Below are 16981 nucleotides of genomic sequence, written 5' to 3'. Positions count from 1 at the left end.
GGGAACCACGTTGCAATTCCTGAGTAACAACCGCCGCAAGCTGCGCGTCGGCCTCGGGCTGGCGCTCTCTGTCGCCTCGCTGTCTCTGACAGCGACCGCCAGCGCGGACGTCGATCCCGTGGGCTGCCCGCAGGACGTCACGTTCGATCCGGCGATCCGGACGTGGAGCCAGGTGTTCCCGAACAGTCCGCTCGCCGGCAACAACGCGACCGGCTCCGGTCAGCGTCACCTGACGGCTGACCTGTACACGTATGCGCAGGCGGTCATGGCCGACGCCGCGCTGACCAACCGCGTGCGCATCGTCGAGAAGGACATCGGCGCGACCGTCCTCGGCCGGCGCCTGAAGTACTACGCGATCGGCACGCCCGACAACATCGCCAACCTCGACGCGGGCCGCAACGACGGCGCGTTCTGGAGCGGCGTGGTCAGCGGCGAGGTGCCGGCGAGCGAGGGCCTCGCGGCCGTGCGCACCCGCCCGGCCTTCGCATGGATCACGGCCACCCCGCATGGCTCCGAGCCGGCCGCGGGCGAGGCCATCAGCAAGGAGCTCTACGAGCTGGCCGCGCGGACGGACTGCGCGAACCTGCAGCGCCTGAGCAACCTGACGCTGTTCCTCGATCCGGCACGCAACCCGGACGGGCGTGACGCGACGAGCCGCTATACGGCGTGGGGCTTTGACCCCAACCGCGACTTCGGCACGCGCAACCAGCCCGAGAACCGGAACTTCATGCCGGAGATCAACAAGTACCCCGGCCTGTTCTTCATCGACGCCCACCAGAACACGGGCAGCTACTTCTTCCCGCCCAACGAGGATCCCGTCCACCACGAGATCTCGCAGTTCGCGCTGGACTTCATCCAATACCGGATCGGGCCGGCGATCCAGTCGGCGATGAACGACCAGTCCATCTCCTACCGCAACTACAACACGTACGACCTCTTCACGCCGGAGTACGGCGACACGGTCCCGGCCCTGCTGATGGGCTCGGCCGGCATGACGTTCGAGCAGCCCTCGGGCGACGCCTACGGCAAGCAGATCTACAACCACTACCTCGCGATCGACACGACGGTCAACGTCACGTCGCGCGACAAGGTCAACCTGCTCACGGCCTGGGTCAAGCAGTGGCAGGAGGCCATCGATCAGGGCGCCCGCTGCGAGCTGCAGCCGAACAAGCTCGTGAGCCCGCTGCACACCCAGATCACCCAGCAGCCCTCGGGCAACGTCTGCGGCTACTACTACAAGCCGGGCCTGCACTCGGGCGATACCGCGAAGCTGATGCGCGACCTGATCAGCTCCGAGGTCAACGTCTACAAGCTCGACCAGCCCGTCACGGTGACCGACGGCGTGCACGAGTTCGGGCCCGCGGGCTCCAAGACCGACACGCTGCCGTCCGGGACGCTGTTCATCCCGATGGCGCAGCCCCAGAAGCACTGGATCCAGGCGATCCTGGGCGAGGACCCATTCATCCCGTTCCCGTACTTCTACGACGTGGTGACCTGGTCGTACTCGCTCAACCGCGGCATGACCGGCAACGGCTTCGTGACCAAGAACCTGCCCTCGGGCACGGCGATGACGAAGATCAGCGACCCGGTGCAGCCTGACGTGCCCGCCGCAGCGAGCCCGGTGTACGCGTTCAACACCGACTCGATGCAGGGCATCGGCCTGGCGATCGACCTGGCGAACGCGGGGGCGACGGTCTACCGCGCCACCGAGGCGTTCGACTTCGGCGGCCGCCACTACGACACGGGCGCCGGCCTCGTCGACGGGGCGACGATCTCGCTCGCCAACCTGGCGCCGAAGGCGCTCGCCCGCGACACGCCGGTCTACGGCCTGCCGCGGTTCGTCGCCCCGCGCAAGGCGATCGCGAAGCCGAAGATCGCGATGTGGACCGGCAGCGCCAACACCGTCGCCAACCCGGAGTACGGCACGCACTGCACGTCGGCCTCCGACTACTGCTGGGCGCGCTTCACGCTCGAGCAGAAGGACCGCATCCCGCGTGAGCAGCTCGTCGGCCTGACGACGACGCAGATCACCAGTGGGGAGCTGACGAAGCCCGAGAACGGCTTCAACGCGATCATCATCCCGCAGCAGTACTCGGTGGCGGCGAACAACGCGATCGCCCCGATCATCCAGCAGTTCGTCAACAACGGCGGGCGGTTCCTCAGCTACTACACAGGCGGCACGACGAGCGCCCGCAACATCGGGCTGACGGCGCTCAACACGCAGACGCTGAGCCCGTCGATCACGACGCCCGGCTCGACGTACGACGGCACGTTCGACACGACCAACCCGGTCGCGTGGGGCTTCGACAAGGGCGGGTTCGTGTACCGCGATGCCTCGGGCAACGCGGTCTACAACCCGGCCACGCTGGCCGGCGGCGGCGCGATTGGAGCCGCGTCGGCGCCTGTCCGCTACAAGGAGGGCGGCAAGTCCTACGGCTACGAGGTCAACTCGGTCGGACCCGGCCGGCTCGACGGCCGCCCGGCGGTCGTGGATCAGCCGTTCGGCGCGGGTCGCGCGTTCCTGTTCGCGTCCGACCCGTTCTTCCGGGCCTGGCACGAGTCCGTCGAGCGGCAGGCGCTCAACGCGCTGATCTACCCGCTCGGCCCGACGTTGCCCGCGGACTCGCTGAGCGAGGCGCGTGCGGCGCAGCCGACGGCGGCGGCGCGGGTCGAGGCGCAGACCGAGCATCTCCAGGCCCTCACCGAGGTCGCCGCACCGCTCGCCGAGAAGGCGCTGCCCGCGATCGAGAGCCGGCCGGTCGCGTCCACCGTCAAGACGGACAACGACATCCGGATCACGGTCTACCGCCACGACGCCCGCGCGCTGCGCAATGCGGTCGCCAAGGCGCGGCTTCCGCTCAAGCTGCGCAAGCGGATCGTGTACGTCACGACCAAGGACCGTTACACGCTGGTGATCCGTGGCGCTCGCCTTCTGGGCGACGACCATGACCAGAACAAGTGGATGGGTCCGCTGATGCGGCAGCTGAAGGTGACCTACAAGGTCAAGCCGCTGTTCGCGCAGCTCTAGTACTGAGGGACGGGAGGGCCGGCTCCGCCGGCCCTCCCCATCCCCTTGTGCCAAGCGCCGATGAAGACGATCCGGGCACCCAGCCCGCGGCCGGATCGCTCCCGCGTCTCCGACCCGGAAGTCTGATGGCAAGGACAGCCAGTGGCTCGACACTCGCCGGTGCGTCGCCGCGCCGCACTCAGATCACTGTGGTGCCGCCGTCGACAACGCCATGTCACCGGCCGGGGCGGGGAACTTCCAATGGTGGTGCTAGGGCGTCAGCGGCCACGCCTTGAGTTGCGCGCGGGCTGCGCCGCTGTTGCCGAGATGGTAGATCGCGACGCTGGCCGGGTGAACGGGAAAGGCGTCGAACGGTTCGGCCTCGATGCGCTCGAGGTCCTGGAGCGTCGCGAACCCAACGGTGATGTGAGCGATGTAGTTGTCCGCGCCGATCTGCGCCGGGACGAACCGGTCGACCCAGTCGATCGTGCTCTGGCTGATCTGCTCTCCGGGATCGGTCACGAACGCCGCGGCGGTGCCTCCCGAGTCGGTATACGGGGTCACGGCGGCCAGCAGCGCGGCCTGGAAGTCGAGCACCTGCGAGCTTGGCTGGATGACCATGACGGCGAGTCCCTGGCCGGGAACGCCCCAGTCGGCGTGTCGGAGTGCGACGGCGTGGTAGGAGAGCGCCGCGACGTCGGTGGCGGCCAGCGTCTGCTCGACGGCTGCATAGACGTTGTCGAGGTCCGCGGTGCGCACGAAGAGCTGCAGGGTGGTGATGTGGGGTTGGTGGGTGGCGTCGAGTGCGAACCCGGTCGGCACGCTTTCGCGCATTCGCGCGTTCCACTGTTGGGCGTGCCGGATCGTGTTGTCGTCGGGGTTGACGAGGATGTCGATGGCGGTTAGGTCGCTCATGCCGCGCCGTCGTTCTTGAACACGGTGGTCCAGTCGTTGTTGACGTTCACGACCGTCCAGCCCGGCCGTAGGGAACGTGGAGCGTGGGCTGCGTCGTTGTCAAACGACCGATCCCACTGGGCTGAGGTCACGAATTCGACGCTGGCGGGACCGTCGCTCCAACTGATCAACGCTGGGGTCATCTGTCACTCCTCGACGGTCGCTGATCCGGATCCTCACAGATCCCACGGAACCTACATCCGGTCGCGCCCGCGAACCGCCGCCGCGCGTCCCCTTGCATCGCTGTGCCTTTCAGCGTTGCTGAGCGCCGAACCCGGCGCATGTGCACGAACGACGGTGACCGCCGGCGCGCGAGCCGTTAGGCTCGCGCCATGGGCCGCGTGGCCCCAGATCGGATCATCGGACGTGGTCGCGAGTTGGCGGCGCTGGAGGGATTCGTTTCGTCGGTAGGTGCGGGCGCGACGATGCTTGTGCTCGCGGGTGAGGCCGGCGTCGGCAAGTCGATGCTGTGGAGCGCGGGTACGCGGGTGGCGGCCGAGCACGGTGTGCGGGTGCTCGAGACGCGACCGGTTCAGGCGGAGGCGCGATTCGCGTTTGCTGCGCTGGGCGACGTGCTCGGCGGCTCGCTCGACGACAGTCTGCTGGGCTTGCTGCCGGCACCGCAGGCGGACGCGCTGCGCGTCGCATTGTTGCTTGAGCGGCCGCGCGGGTCGCCGCCGGGTGAACGGGTGATCGCCGCTGCCGCGCTGAGTGCGTTGCGGGCAATGTCGGTCCAGCGGCCGACGGTCGTCGCGATCGACGACGTGCAGTGGCTGGACTCGCCGTCGGCGGCGGTACTGGGGTATGCGTGGCGACGCCTCCGCGACGAGCGGGTGGGCTGGCTGGTGACGTGCAGGACGGGTGAGCCGCTGCCTGCGCCGTTCGCCGATCTTGACGGCGCGGCGCGCCTGCAGGTCGAGCCGTTGGACCTGGCCACGATGCATCATCTGCTCGAAGAGCGGCTTGGGCTGCGGCTGTCGCGCCCGCTGCTGCGGCGGGTGCATGAGCTGGCGGCCGGCAACGCGTTCTTCGCGCTCGAACTGGGGCGTGTGCTGCAGCACCGCGACCTCCTGCGCGCTCCGCCTGGTGCGCTTCCCGTGCCGGGCGAGCTGCATGTGCTGCTGAGCGAGCGCCTGGCCGAGTTCCCCGCCGCCACGCGCGAGGCGCTCGCGACCGCTGCGGCGCTCGCGCGTCCCACCCTGGCGCTCGTCGCGGCCGACACATGCGGAGCCGCGACGCTCAGGCCGGCGTTTGAGGCGCGCATCGTGGAGCTCGAAGGCGACCGGCTGCGCTTCACGCACCCCTTGCTGGCGTCCGCGGCCTACTCGACCCTCGACACGCTTGCGCGGCGCGAGCTGCATGCGCGACTCGCCGTGACCGTCGAGAGCGAGGAGGAGCGCGCGCGCCATCTCGCGCTCGCGACCGCCGCGCCCGACGAGGACGTGGCGGCCGCGCTGGAGGCGGCGGCGGAGCATGCGCGCGTGCGCGGCGCGCACGCTGCTGTGGCAGAGCTGTGCGAGCACGCGCGGGCGCTGACGCCGCCCGACCGCCCAGACGCCGCGCACCGCCGACTCGTTGCGGCGGCCCGAGGATGGTTCATGGCGGGCGATCCCGAGCGGTACCGCGAGTTGCTCGAAGAGGCGCTGACCTTCGCGCGCTCCGACGCCGCTCGCGCGGAGGTGCTGACGTTCCTGGCCGACGTCGAGTTGAACTCGGGTGACCAGATCCGCGCCGTCGACTATGCCCGCGAGGCGGTCGCGGCCGCCGCCGGGTGCGAGGCGGGAGTGCAGGCGCTCGCGGCGCAAGAGCTGGCGGGCACGCTGATGTTCACTCGGCAGGACCTTCCCGAGGCAGTCGAGCGCTGCGCCACCGCAGCCAAGCTCGCGGGGCGGGCCGGCCTCCCAGGCCTTGTGCTGGCGTCACTGGGCGTGAAGGGCGCGGTGGAGTTGCTGCTCGGACGACGCGAAGCGGCCGCGACGTTCGCCGCCGTCCGCGAGCTGGACGCCGCGCCGTTCGACTGGCGTGTCATCTCGGCCCGGCGCTTCTATCTCGGGCACTACTTCCTGTTGACCGATCGGGTGACAGAGGCCTCGGCGCTTCTGCGTGATTGCCTCGCGGAAGCGGCCGAGACCGGCGATGAGACCTCACACGGACTGATTGCGGGATACCTCGCGCTGTCCGAGTTCCTGGCCGGACGCTGGCCGGAGGCCATCGAGGCGGCCACCAACGGACTCGAGGCGGGAGTTCAGGCCGGGCAGCTTCCGCACCAGGCGTTGTCGCTGGCGGTGCGAGCGCTGGTGCGCGCGTGTCGCGGCGAGGCGGCCGCGGCGAGTGCCGACGCCGCGCGGATGTTGGCGCTGGCAGGGGACCGCGGTCTGGAAGCCGCTCGGACGCACGCCCTGTGGGCGATCGGGCTGCTGGCGCTCGCCCAGGGCAAGCCGGAGGAAACGGTGCACGTGCTCGGGGCGCATCGCGAGCGCATGCTGCGCGCCGGGATCGGCGAGCCCGGCGCGATCCGCTCGATCCCCGACGAGATCGAAGCCCTCGTCGCCCTGGGCCGGATCGAGGAAGCGACGAGACTGCTCGACTGGCTCGAGACGCAGGGATACGCGCTTGACCGCACATCGGCACTCGCGACGGCGGGGCGATGCCGCGCGCTGCTGCAAGCGCGCACGGGAGACCTCGAAGGCGCGCTGCGGGCGCTCAGGACGGCCCTCGACGAGCACGTCCGACTCACCATGCCATTCGAGCGCGCGCGAACTTTGCTCGTACTCGGAACGGTCCAACGCCGCGCCAAACAACGGTCGGCGGCACGAGAGACGCTCGGCGAGGCGCAGTCGGGTTTTGTCGAGCTCGGGGCGGCACCATGGGCTGACCGCGCGCGAGCGGAACTCGCCCGCATCGGCGGCCGCCCTCGGACCCAGTCGGCGCTCACTCCGACCGAGCAGCGACTCGCGTCGCTCATCGCCGAAGGCCGCTCCAACAAGCAGGCCGCGGCCGCGCTGTTCGTGACGCCCAAGACGGTCGAGACGCAGCTCTCGCGCATCTACCGAAAGCTCGGCGTCCACTCGCGGCTCGAACTCGCCAACCACCTGCACAGCGACGCCGGCGCGACCGAACTGTAGGGATTCCCCGACTTTCATCGGCGGCCCGACCCGCTTAGCGTCTGCCTCTCATCCGGCACTTATACGCCGGCTCACCAGGAGGAACGTCGAGTTGGTTCCCACACTCGGCACCCTCGGCGTCGTCTGCCGCCGCGCCGGCGACTCGGACGCCGCAAGACGACACACCGAGCGCGCTCTGCGACTGCTCGAAACCCGCGGCCTGGACGTCCATCCACAGGCCACAACGCTCCGGATGAACTGTTGAACTGCGACCTGCCCGAGGAGGCTTCGATGACCGCGCCGTACACCAACCTGAGTGCAAACGATGGTGTGGCCTCGCGCCGCCGGCCGCTCCGAGCCGCTGCCGCCGCCATCGGCGCGACGGTCGTGATCGCCATCGGCGCCTACGCGACCAAGCAGTATTCCAGCGGCTCCCCTCCGGTGTCCCGATCCGCGCCGACGACGCGCGAGCACGTGTCGAGCGAACACGCGATGCGCGAGATGCGCATGACCATCCGCGCGCTCTACGGCCCACAACCGCGGCTCCAACGGTCGCGGCGACACGGCGTATGACCGTTCCCCGTCCGCCCACATCGCCTCAGGAGGTCTCGATGTCACCGCTCACTCCCACGAACATCACGCGCGCAACCCGCAGACTCGTAGCCGCGCTGGCGGGCACCGCGATGATCGCAGCCGCCCCTGCAGCGGCGTCGGCGCACGAGCCGATCCGCCTGCACTTCGAGAAGCAATGCCTAGGCACCAGCTGCACCGGCACGCTGCTCACGCCGTCAGGCAAGCCGATCCCCACCACGACGGTCTCCGCGTCGCTCTCGCCCATGTGGGTCGAAAGCGGCGTGATCGGCTTCTCCGCAACCGAGACGATCACGGCAAGAAACGGGTCGTTCACGATGAACCACCTCGGCATCAACGACTTGAAGGCCACACCTGACGAGATCAGCGTCCTCGGCGCCGTCGTCATCGGCTCGTGGCAAGGCGTTCCCCTGGCCGGCGCGACCGTATTCATCCGAGCGTACGGAGACCCGCTCCCGTCGGTCCGCGGCACCATCTGGATTCAGCCGCCTCGCAACGGCCACTGATCACGCACGATCGCCCACCGTCGAACGCTCGCCGGCGGCGTCCTCACGATCCTGTTCCTCGCCACCGCGGCGGGGCAGGTGATCGTGCGGCGCACGAGCCTCCCAGGGCTGATCGCCGCCTCGATCGTGATCGGAGCATCCGCCGGGATCTCCACCGGCGCCGGCCTCGTCTCACTCGCGATCGCCCTCCCCAAGGCCCAGCTCACGAAGATGACCGCCGCCTACTACATCGCCCTGTACGGCAGCATCACCGCGCCGGTCATCGGCGACAGGCTCATCGCACAGCGCACCGGCATCGCGACCGCCGGCCTGATCGTCTGCATCGCACTCGCCGTCGCCGTCTTCGCCATCCTGGTCAGCCTCGTCCACGACCGCACGACCCAACCGGCATGAGGCTCTCAACAGCCCTGGCCACAAGCCGACGATCAGCGCGAGCGCCGTTCGCGCGAGTACGCCGACGTACTTGACATCTCCGACCCCTACTGACCGCTTATTCCGGCGAAGCCCCAAATCGCGAGCCCGGCCAGTCCGGCAAAGATCGGCGTAGACACACACGTCGCTGGCGCTCAACAGCGCCTACCGAGGACCGGAGACCAATCCTGCGGTGAGCCAGGCCTCGACGAATTCGAGACTCTCCGGCGCCTCGACCACCTTGCCCAAAGCTGCCGCTTGGCGTGGTGGTCTCCTGGCCGGTCGTGCGGAACCGCCGGCACACTCGAGCGGCCCGCTCTACCCCGGCTCCATGTGTCTGGTCTCACGGCGCCGTGGACGGCCTCGTAGAGCGGTCGTAGAGCGGCCTTTGCCAGGCTGTGGACCCCTGGCCCGCTGACCCCCCGCCCGCTGACCCTTGCCCGGGGTTCGGGGATGTGGTTGGGTTGGCTGTGCACGAGCACCCGAACACGGGAGCCGCATGCGGCTCAGCATCCTTGGACCCGTCGAGGCCAGCGTTGACGGCCACCCCGTCGCGCTCGGCGACGCGAAGCAGTGCGCCGTTCTGGCGATGCTGGGGCTCGAGGCGAATCGTGCGGTGACGGCCGACCGGCTGATCGAGGGGCTGTGGGGTGCGCAGCCACCGCCGAGCGCCGCGAACATGGTCCACAACTACGTCTGGCGACTGCGCCGGTCACTGGCCGGGGTCGGCGGGGCGGAGATCGTCACGCGTGGGCGTGGGTATGAGTTGCGGATAGACCGCGAGCTCGTGGACGTTTGCCGTCTCGAACGGCTGGTCTCCGAGGCGGCTCGGGCGGCCGAGATCGGCGAGCCGGGGAGCGGGGCGGCGCGCGAGGCGTTGGCGCTGTTTCGCGGCGAACCGCTGGCGGACGTGGCGGACGAGCCGTTCGCGGTCGCGGAGATCCATCGGCTCGAGGAGCTGCGCCTGACCGCCGCGGAGCTGGCGATCGACGCGGATCTGGCTGCGGGCCGGCATGACGAGATCGTCGGGGAGATCGACGCGCTGCTGGCCGAGAACCCGCTGCGTGAGCGGCTGTACGCGCGGCAAATGCTCGCGCTCTACCGGTGCGGGCGTCAGGCCGACGCGCTAGAGGCCTATCGCCACGCCAGGCAGACGCTAGTTGAGGAGATCGGCGTCGAGCCGGCGCCGGAGCTCCGGCGCCTGCACGACGCGATCCTGCGCCAGGACCTGTGGCTTGACGTCGAGCCGGTGGCGGCGGAGCTTCCGCACGAGCTCGACGCGTCCGCGTCGCCGCCGCTGATCGGGCGCGACCGCGAGCTGCAGGAGCTGCGGACGCGCTGGAAGCGCGCTGCAGCCGGTGCGGGCGCGCTGGTGACCATTGCCGGCGCGTACGGGATGGGCAAGACGCGTCTGGCCGCGGAGATTGCGGGCGAGGCGCATCGCGAGGACGCGGCCGTCTTCTACGCGGCCGGGACCGGTCCCCCGGAGGCGGCGCTGGCGGCGATCGCCCGGGCGCGCGAGCCGCGGCGGCCGGCGCTGGTCGTGGTCGACGATGCCGACCGCGCGCCCGCCGTGGTGCGGGCGGCGCTGCGCGATCTCGCGCCAGCGCTCCATCGCCTGCCGGTGCTCGTGCTGGCCACGGGGCAGGAGACCGTCGCACTCGCACGACTGGAGTCGGACGAGGCGCTCGTGCTCGAGCCGCTCGGCGCGGGCAGCGTCCGCGCGATCGCCGCCTGTTACGCCCCGGTCGGCGCGGAGGCGGCGCCCGTCGAGACGTTGCTGGCCACGAGCCGCGGGATCGCACGCCAGGTTCACGAGGCCGCCGCGGAGTGGGCGCGAGGCGAGGCCACACGCGGCGTCGACGCGGTGGCCGGGCGCGCGGCGGCCGGCCGCGGCGAGGCCCGCGCGCTGGAGGAGGAGCTCGCCGGCAGGGTCGTCGAGCTGCTGTCGGCTCGCGAGCGCGCCGGCCTGGTCCGCGCCGGCGGCGACGTCGCCGTCGCGCCGGCGGTGTGCCCGTACAAGGGACTGGCGCCGTTCGACGCCGCGGACGCCGAGTACTTCTTCGGACGCGAGCGGCTGGTCGCCGAGCTGGTCGCGCGCGTGGCCGGCGCACCGCTGCTCGCGGTCGTCGGACCGTCGGGGAGCGGCAAGTCGTCCGTCCTCCGGGCCGGGCTGTTGCCCGCCCTCGCGGGCGGCGTCTTGCCGGGGAGCGACGGCTGGACTCAGGCGCTCATCACGCCAGGCGAGCAGCCGCTGCGCGAGCTTCGCCGCGCAACCCGCCGGCTCGCGCGCGAATGGCACCGAGTCCTCGTGGTCGACCAGTTCGAGGAGCTGTTCACCGCCTGCCCGGACGAGACCGAGCGGGCCGAGTTCGTCGCCGCCCTCGTGCGTGTCGCGCGCGATAAAGACAGCGTCGTGGTGGTGGCCGTGCGCGCCGACTTCTACGGCCGCTGCGCAGCGCACCCCGAGCTGTCGCGCCTGCTCGCCGCCAACCACGTGCTCGTCGGCGAGATGTCGCGCGACGAGCTCGCGCGCGCGATCGAGCGCCCCGCGGGACGGGCCGGCGTGAGCGTCGAACCGGAGCTGGTCGAAGCGCTGCTGGCGGACGTCGAAGGCCAGCCGGGCGCGCTGCCGCTGCTGTCCACGGCGCTGCTCGAGCTCTGGCGCCGGCGCGACGGGCGCCGCCTGCTGCTTGCCGCGTACGCGCGCAGCGGCGGCGTTCAGGGAGCCGTCGCGCGGCTGGCCGAGGACGCGTTCGTCGAGCTCGATCCCGGCCAGCAGGCAACGGCGCGCAGGCTGCTGCTGCGCCTCACCGATGAGGACCGGAGCGGCGCGATCGTGCGCCGCCGGATCGCGCTGGCCGAGCTCGAGGGCGAGCAGGTCGCCCAGGTCGTCGCCCGTCTCACCGATCGCCGTCTGCTGACGGTCGGCGACGGCGCCGTCGAGGTCGCGCACGAGGCGCTGCTGCGCGAATGGCCGCGGCTGCGCTCCTGGCTCGAGGAGGACGTGCAGGGACGCCGGCTGCATCGCCGGCTCGGCGCCGCGGCGCGCGCCTGGGACGCTGACGGTCGCGACCCGGGCGAGCTCTACCGCGGCGGGCGCCTCGCGTCCGCGCTCGAGTGGGCCGCCGGGCACCAGCCCGAGCTCAACGCGACCGAGCGCGCGTTCCTGGACGACAGCCGGCGCGCGAGCGGGCACGAGCAGCGTCGCCTGCGCCTGGTGCTCGCGGGGGTGGCCTCGCTGCTCGTCATCGCGGTGATCGCCGGTCTGGTCGCGCTCGACCAGCGCGGCAATGCGCGCGCCGAGGCGACCGTGGCCGCGGCGCAGCGACTCGGGGCGCAGGCGCTCGCGGAGGACGACCTCGACCGCGCCCTGCTCCTCGCGCGCCAGGGCGTGGCGCTGCACGACTCGCCGCAGACGCGCAGCAGCCTGCTGGCGGCGCTGCTCAAGAGCCCGGCGGCGGTCGGCGTGCTGCGGGGCGACGGCGACAGGCTGGCCGGCGTCGCACTCAGCCCCGACGACCGCACGCTCGCCGTCATCGACAACGACGGCACCCTCAGGCTCGTCGACACCGCAACCCGGCGTCCGGTGGCCCAGCCACTGACCGTTTCCGGCATGTGGCGCGACGGCGCCTGGGAGGGTCTGAGTTTCAGCGAGGACGGCTCACGATTCGCGGTCGGCGGCTCGCAGCCGGTCGTGCTGGACGCTCGCACGCACCGCGTCGTGGCTCGGCTACCCGCCATGGACGGTCGGTCCATCGAATCCCTGCGGCTGTCCGCGGATGGGCGCACGCTGTTCGCCGCGGTCTCTCTCCCACCGGATCGCACGGCGGTTCGGCGCTTCGACGCGACCACCGGCCGGCCGCTCGGCGCGCTGCGCTTCGTCGGTCGCGGCATCGCTCCCTCGGCGCTGAGATTCACGAGCGGTGGGCGCGTCGTGACGAGCCGCGCAGGTGGCCCGACGACGGTCCGTGACGCCCGGACCCTGGCCCGCATCAGCGAGCTCGAGCAGATGCCGCGCCCGCTCGTACAACTCCCCGCCGGCCAGGACCAGACGGCCCTGAGCCCGGACGATCGCACGCTGCTGCTCGGCGGCCGCGACGGCTCCGTGCGCTTTCTCGATCTGGCGACTGGCACGGTCCGCGCCGCCTCCGGACGGCACGACGGCGCGGTCGTGCGCGCCTCGATCAGCGCCGACGGACGCACCGCGGTCACGGCCGGCGAGGACCGGCGCGTGATCGTCTGGAACGTCGAGCGGGCCGTGGCACGCGAGACGCTCGAAGGTCACGCCGGGGAGATAACCGGACTCGCGATCAGCTCCGGCGCCGAGACGCTCTACAGCGCCGCCAAGGACGGCACGGTCCTGATCTGGGATCTCGCCGGAGACCGCCGCCTCGGCCGCCCGTTCGACGTGCGACCGCCCGGCGACGGCGACGCGCTGAGTCGCGAGCTGTACACCGGCCCTTGGAACTACGACCTCGCCTATGCCCTGCGCCCCGACAGCGAGGTCCTCGCCGTCGGGCAACGCGACGGGACCGTCTCGCTGATCGACGCCGAGACGCTGGAGGAGCGCTCGCGGTTCCGCGCGGTTCCGAACGCGCCGGTCCGTGGCATGGCGTACGTGCCGGGCGGACGGTCGCTCATCGTCGGCGGCGACGACGGTTTCCTCGCCATCTTCGACCCGGCCCGTGGCCGTCTTCTCACGCCGCTGCAGGGCCACAGCGGCCACCCGCTGCTGACGCCCGCTTTCAGCGCCGACGGACGGCTCATGGCGACTGCCGGCGCCGCCGATGCTGTGCTGCTGTGGACGCTGCGGTCCGAACGACCGGTGGGACGGCCTCGGCGCTACTCACCCTCGCTGGGTGCCTGGGGGCTGTCGCTCAGCCCCGACGGACGGACCCTGGCCGTCGCGACCGACGTGGGCATCGAGATCGTCGACGTCGCCTCGCTGCGCCGCCGCGCGATCCTCCCCGGGACCGAGACCGTCCGGCTGGCACGCTTCACGCCAGATGGCCGCTTCCTCGTCGGCGGCAGCTACAAGGGCTGGGCGAGACTGTGGTCCACCGACACCTGGCGGCCCGCCACCCGCAAGCTGGCCGGCCACACCGGAGAGGAGACCTCGGGGTCCGTCAGCCCCGATGGTCGCATGCTGGCGACCGGCAGCACCGACGGCACCACCCGCTTGTTCGACCTGGCCACCCAGCGGCCGGTCGGTGCGCCGCTGCCCGGCCCTCGCGACCGCCAGATCGCGCCGGTGTTCACGCCCGACGGTGCCTACCTCTTCGTCATCACCGACGCCCGGCGCGGCAATCGCTGGGACATCCGCCCGTCCTCGTGGGCGCGTCACGCCTGCAAGATCGCCGGCCGCCGGCTCACCCGGACCGAGTGGAACGACGTGCTGCCCGAGCGCGACTACGCTCCCGCCTGCTAGCGCGTGCAGGAACGGGTGATCTCGCCACCAGCCCATCCTCTCGCGTAGCGCGGTTGCGCAACCGCGCTAGGCCGCTCGATCGTGCCGCCCAAAGCCGCCGCTTAGCCCAGAAATACGAAATCCGGCGCCATAAGCACCGGATTTCAAAGTGGTGGGAGAAGGATTCGAACCTTCGAAGGCTGAGCCAACGGGTTTACAGCCCGTCCCCTTTGACCGCTCGGGAATCCCACCGGGCGGCGGCCAGTTTAGCGACGTTGCCCGTGGACCGCAGGTCGGATGCATCTGTCGCGGGAGACTGGGAGGATCGCGGCGCGATGGAGCGGCCAGTGCTCATCGCCGGAGACGACGGGGTGCCCGTGCGCGTGCGCGAGGAACTCGCCGGTGCCGGCATCCCGACGGTGTCGATCTGTTCGTCGAAGAACGTGCGGGCGGCGCGGGCGGCGGTGGCGGCCAATGCGAAGGTCGTGATCGGGGATGTGGCGACGGCCGCGACGTGGGAGCAGGCGGGGATCGAGCACGCGCGATCGATCGGGATCCTCGGCGAGGACGACCTGGCGAACCTGAGCGCGGCGCTGCAGGTGGCGGACGAGACGACGGACCTGCCGATCGTCGTGCGGTTGTTCGCCACCGACCTCGCGGACGGGGTCGAGCAGATGCTCGCGCCGCGCGGCACCGTGCTGAGTGAGATCGAGGTTTCCGCGCCGGCGCTCATCCAGGCCGCGCTCTCCGGCAACGAGGGCCAGCGGGTGACGGTGGGTGGGCGGATCCTCGAGGTCGCCGAGGTCGACAAGGACGACCCGGGTCTCGTGGTCGCGCTGTGCGACGTCGAGCACCCGACGGAGGTGCTGCCGACGCGCGAGCAGCTCGGGGAGAACCACGTGCTGGGCCTCGTCGATCGGGCGCAGGTCGTGCAGGGCGCTCGCGGGGCGCTGCCCGCGTCGGTCGCGCAGCGTCATCACCAGCGGGCGCCGCAGCGTCCGCACCGGCCCTCGAACACGGAGCGCGCACGGGCGGCGTTGTCGACCATCCCCGGCCGCGCCTACGTGCTGGTCGCGATCATCGCGATCGTCTTCACCATCGGCACGTCCGTCTTCGCGATTTCCAAGCACCTCGACGTCGTCGACTCGATGTACTTCACGGCGACGACGATGGCGACCGTCGGGTACGGGGACGTCAACCTGCTCGAAGCGCCCGACTGGCTGAAGCTGTTCGACATCGGGCTGATGGCGGTGTCGGCGGTCCTGCTGGCATCGGTGCTCGCCTTCGTGACCGATCAGCTGGTCTCCTCGCGGATCGACCGCGCCCTCGGCCGCTTTCCACGCCCGCGCAAGGATCATGTGATCGTGTGCGGGCTCGGGAAGGCGGGCGCGCGGGTCCTGCAGGGCCTGCACGACCTCGGGGTGCCGTGCATCGGCGTCGAGCGCAATCCGGAGGCGGTCGGCATCTCGCTCGCCCGCCGGCTGGAGATCCCGGTGGTCTTCGCCGACGGCCGCGCGCCCGGCACGCTCGCCAGCCTGCACATCGACCACGCCCGCGCGGTGATGGCGCTGACGAGCGACGACCTGGTGAACCTCGAATGCGCGCTGTCGGCGCGCAAGCACAACCCGACGGTGCGGATCGTGATGCGGATCTTCGACCCGCGCCTGGCGGAGCGGCTGGACCGGGGGATCGAGCTCGACGTCACCCGCTCGGTCTCCGCGCTCGCGGCGCCGAGCTTCAGCGCCGCGCTGCTGGGCCGCACACCCGCCCAACCGCTGTCGCTCTCCAACGTCCCGCTCCGGGTCCTCGAGACACGGATCCCGCAGAACTGGCCACACAACGGCGAACGGATCCGCGACCTCCACGAGCACAGCGAGCTGCGGGTGCTCGCGCTCGACGGCCGCTGGTTCCCCGCCGACGATCACCAACTGCAAGCGGGGCAGGCCGTGTCGGTCGTGGCGACCAAGGAGGCGTGCGACGCGCTCACCGCGCGGTGAGCGTCGAGTTTCTCGTGTACAGCGCGAGAAACTCGACGGTCGTGCGACGCTGTGGATGAAACGATGGTTCGCTCGATCGTCTTCGCCGCACTCGTGCTCGCCGTCGCGGCCGCCCCGCCCGCCCGCGCCGAGCGGGTCCTGACCCCGATGGCACACCTCTGGGTCGACCCCGACAGCAGCACAGCAGACGTCGGGACCGCGGACGCGAAGCGGCTCGCCGCGATCCCGAGCGCGACGTGGCTCACCGGCGGCGACCCCTACGGCGACGCTCGCCGCCTCACGCGCGCGGCGCCACCACAGGTGCCGGTGTTCGTCGCCTACAACGTCCCGGGCCGCGATTGCGGCGGGTACTCGAACGGGGGCGCCGGCTCGGCCACCGCCTACCGTCGCTGGATCAACCGCCTGGCGAGCGGCATCGGCACCCGCACCGCGGTCGTGATCGTCGAGCCCGATGCGCTCGCCTCAGGTTGCGTCAGGTCGAGCCTGATCAAGTACGCGGTCACCCGGCTGAGCAGGCTCAATCGCACCGGCGTCTACGTCGACGCCGGCCACTCGCATTGGCAGCCGGCGACGACGATGGCGACGCGGCTCAAGAACGCCGGCATCGCCAAGGCCGACGGCTTCGCCCTCAACGTCTCCAACTACCGCACGAACCCCGAGCTGATCGCGTACGCGGAGCACCTCGGCCGCTGGCATTACGTGCTCGACACGAGCCGCAACGGGCAGGGGCCGTACAGCGGCGAGCAGGACTGGTGCAACCCGCCCGGCCGGGGCCTCGGCGAGCGCCCGACCACGGCCACGAACACCCCCAGGCTCGACGCATACCTCTGGATCAAGACCCCGGGCGAGTCCGACGGCGAGTGCCGCGGAGGCCCGCCCGCAGGTCGGTGGTTCCCGGCACAGGCCGCGGACCTGATCCGCAACGCGAACCCGCCGCTCTAGCTTTCCGGCGATGAGTCAAGATCGCGGTGAGCGCAGCGGCGCTTGCCGCGGTCGGTGAT

Annotated in this window: 10 protein-coding genes and 1 tRNA gene; 8 read left to right on the top strand and 3 right to left on the bottom strand. The window is 71.2% G+C overall.

Features of this window, described 5'->3' with window-relative positions:
- The first annotated feature begins 10 nt into the window (after positions 1–10).
- Positions 11–3028 carry a M14 family zinc carboxypeptidase gene (locus tag OM076_RS10700; protein WP_270039757.1) on the top strand — a complete coding sequence of 1006 codons (3018 nt, stop codon included), beginning with the start codon at positions 11–13 and terminating at the stop codon, positions 3026–3028.
- Between the two features lie 249 nt (positions 3029–3277).
- Here OM076_RS10700 and OM076_RS10695 read toward each other — a convergent pair whose 3' ends face one another.
- The gene (locus OM076_RS10695) at positions 3278–3922 is read right to left on the bottom strand and encodes a hypothetical protein (protein ID WP_270039756.1); all 645 of its coding nucleotides are present in this window, start codon (positions 3920–3922) and stop codon (positions 3278–3280) included.
- On the bottom strand, positions 3919–4104 hold the full coding sequence (locus OM076_RS10690) for a hypothetical protein (RefSeq protein WP_270039755.1): 186 nt from the start codon (positions 4102–4104) through the stop codon (positions 3919–3921). The genes OM076_RS10695 and OM076_RS10690 overlap by 4 nt, the downstream gene beginning before the upstream one ends.
- A gap of 189 nt (positions 4105–4293) precedes the next feature.
- Here OM076_RS10690 and OM076_RS10685 point away from each other — a divergent pair, with 189 nt between their 5' ends.
- From OM076_RS10685 to OM076_RS10665, 5 genes are all read left to right on the top strand, one after another.
- Positions 4294–7086: a helix-turn-helix transcriptional regulator gene (locus tag OM076_RS10685; RefSeq protein ID WP_270039754.1), complete on the top strand. Its 2793-nt coding sequence runs from the start codon at positions 4294–4296 to the stop codon at positions 7084–7086.
- Positions 7087–7356: 270 nt separating this feature from the next.
- Positions 7357–7638 (top strand): hypothetical protein, encoded by a 282-nt coding sequence (locus OM076_RS10680; protein WP_270039751.1) that lies wholly within the window; start codon positions 7357–7359, stop codon positions 7636–7638.
- Between the two features lie 38 nt (positions 7639–7676).
- Positions 7677–8162, top strand: coding sequence for a hypothetical protein (locus OM076_RS10675; protein WP_270039748.1), 486 nt, complete (start codon positions 7677–7679; stop codon positions 8160–8162).
- Positions 8163–8246: 84 nt separating this feature from the next.
- On the top strand, positions 8247–8555 hold the full coding sequence (locus OM076_RS10670; RefSeq protein ID WP_270039747.1) for a hypothetical protein: 309 nt from the start codon (positions 8247–8249) through the stop codon (positions 8553–8555).
- Between the two features lie 517 nt (positions 8556–9072).
- Positions 9073–14004, top strand: a complete 4932-nt coding sequence (locus tag OM076_RS10665) for an nSTAND1 domain-containing NTPase (RefSeq protein ID WP_270039745.1) — start codon at positions 9073–9075, stop codon at positions 14002–14004.
- Between the two features lie 149 nt (positions 14005–14153).
- Here the strand turns inward: OM076_RS10665 and OM076_RS10660 are convergent.
- A tRNA-Tyr gene (locus OM076_RS10660) sits at positions 14154–14235 on the bottom strand.
- Between the two features lie 83 nt (positions 14236–14318).
- Between OM076_RS10660 and OM076_RS10655 the strand changes: the two genes are divergently transcribed.
- The gene (locus OM076_RS10655; RefSeq protein ID WP_270039743.1) at positions 14319–15980 is read left to right on the top strand and encodes an NAD-binding protein; all 1662 of its coding nucleotides are present in this window, start codon (positions 14319–14321) and stop codon (positions 15978–15980) included.
- A gap of 63 nt (positions 15981–16043) precedes the next feature.
- The gene (locus tag OM076_RS10650) at positions 16044–16922 is read left to right on the top strand and encodes a glycoside hydrolase family 6 protein (RefSeq protein ID WP_270039741.1); all 879 of its coding nucleotides are present in this window, start codon (positions 16044–16046) and stop codon (positions 16920–16922) included.
- Positions 16923–16981 lie beyond the last annotated feature (59 nt).

Source organism: Solirubrobacter ginsenosidimutans, assembly GCF_027587205.1.
This window is presented reverse-complemented; position numbering and strand designations above follow the sequence as displayed.

Excerpts from the sequence above, each read along its gene's own strand:
- OM076_RS10695 (WP_270039756.1), bottom strand. The coding sequence starts at position 3,922 with ATGAGCGACCTAACCGCCATCGACATCCTCGTCAACCCCGACGACAAC.
- OM076_RS10690 (WP_270039755.1), bottom strand. The coding sequence starts at position 4,104 with ATGACCCCAGCGTTGATCAGTTGGAGCGACGGTCCCGCCAGCGTCGAA.
- OM076_RS10685 (WP_270039754.1), top strand. The coding sequence starts at position 4,294 with ATGGGCCGCGTGGCCCCAGATCGGATCATCGGACGTGGTCGCGAGTTG.
- OM076_RS10680 (WP_270039751.1), top strand. The coding sequence starts at position 7,357 with ATGACCGCGCCGTACACCAACCTGAGTGCAAACGATGGTGTGGCCTCG.
- OM076_RS10675 (WP_270039748.1), top strand. The coding sequence starts at position 7,677 with ATGTCACCGCTCACTCCCACGAACATCACGCGCGCAACCCGCAGACTC.
- OM076_RS10665 (WP_270039745.1), top strand. The coding sequence starts at position 9,073 with ATGCGGCTCAGCATCCTTGGACCCGTCGAGGCCAGCGTTGACGGCCAC.
- OM076_RS10655 (WP_270039743.1), top strand. The coding sequence starts at position 14,319 with ATGGAGCGGCCAGTGCTCATCGCCGGAGACGACGGGGTGCCCGTGCGC.
- OM076_RS10650 (WP_270039741.1), top strand. The coding sequence starts at position 16,044 with ATGGTTCGCTCGATCGTCTTCGCCGCACTCGTGCTCGCCGTCGCGGCC.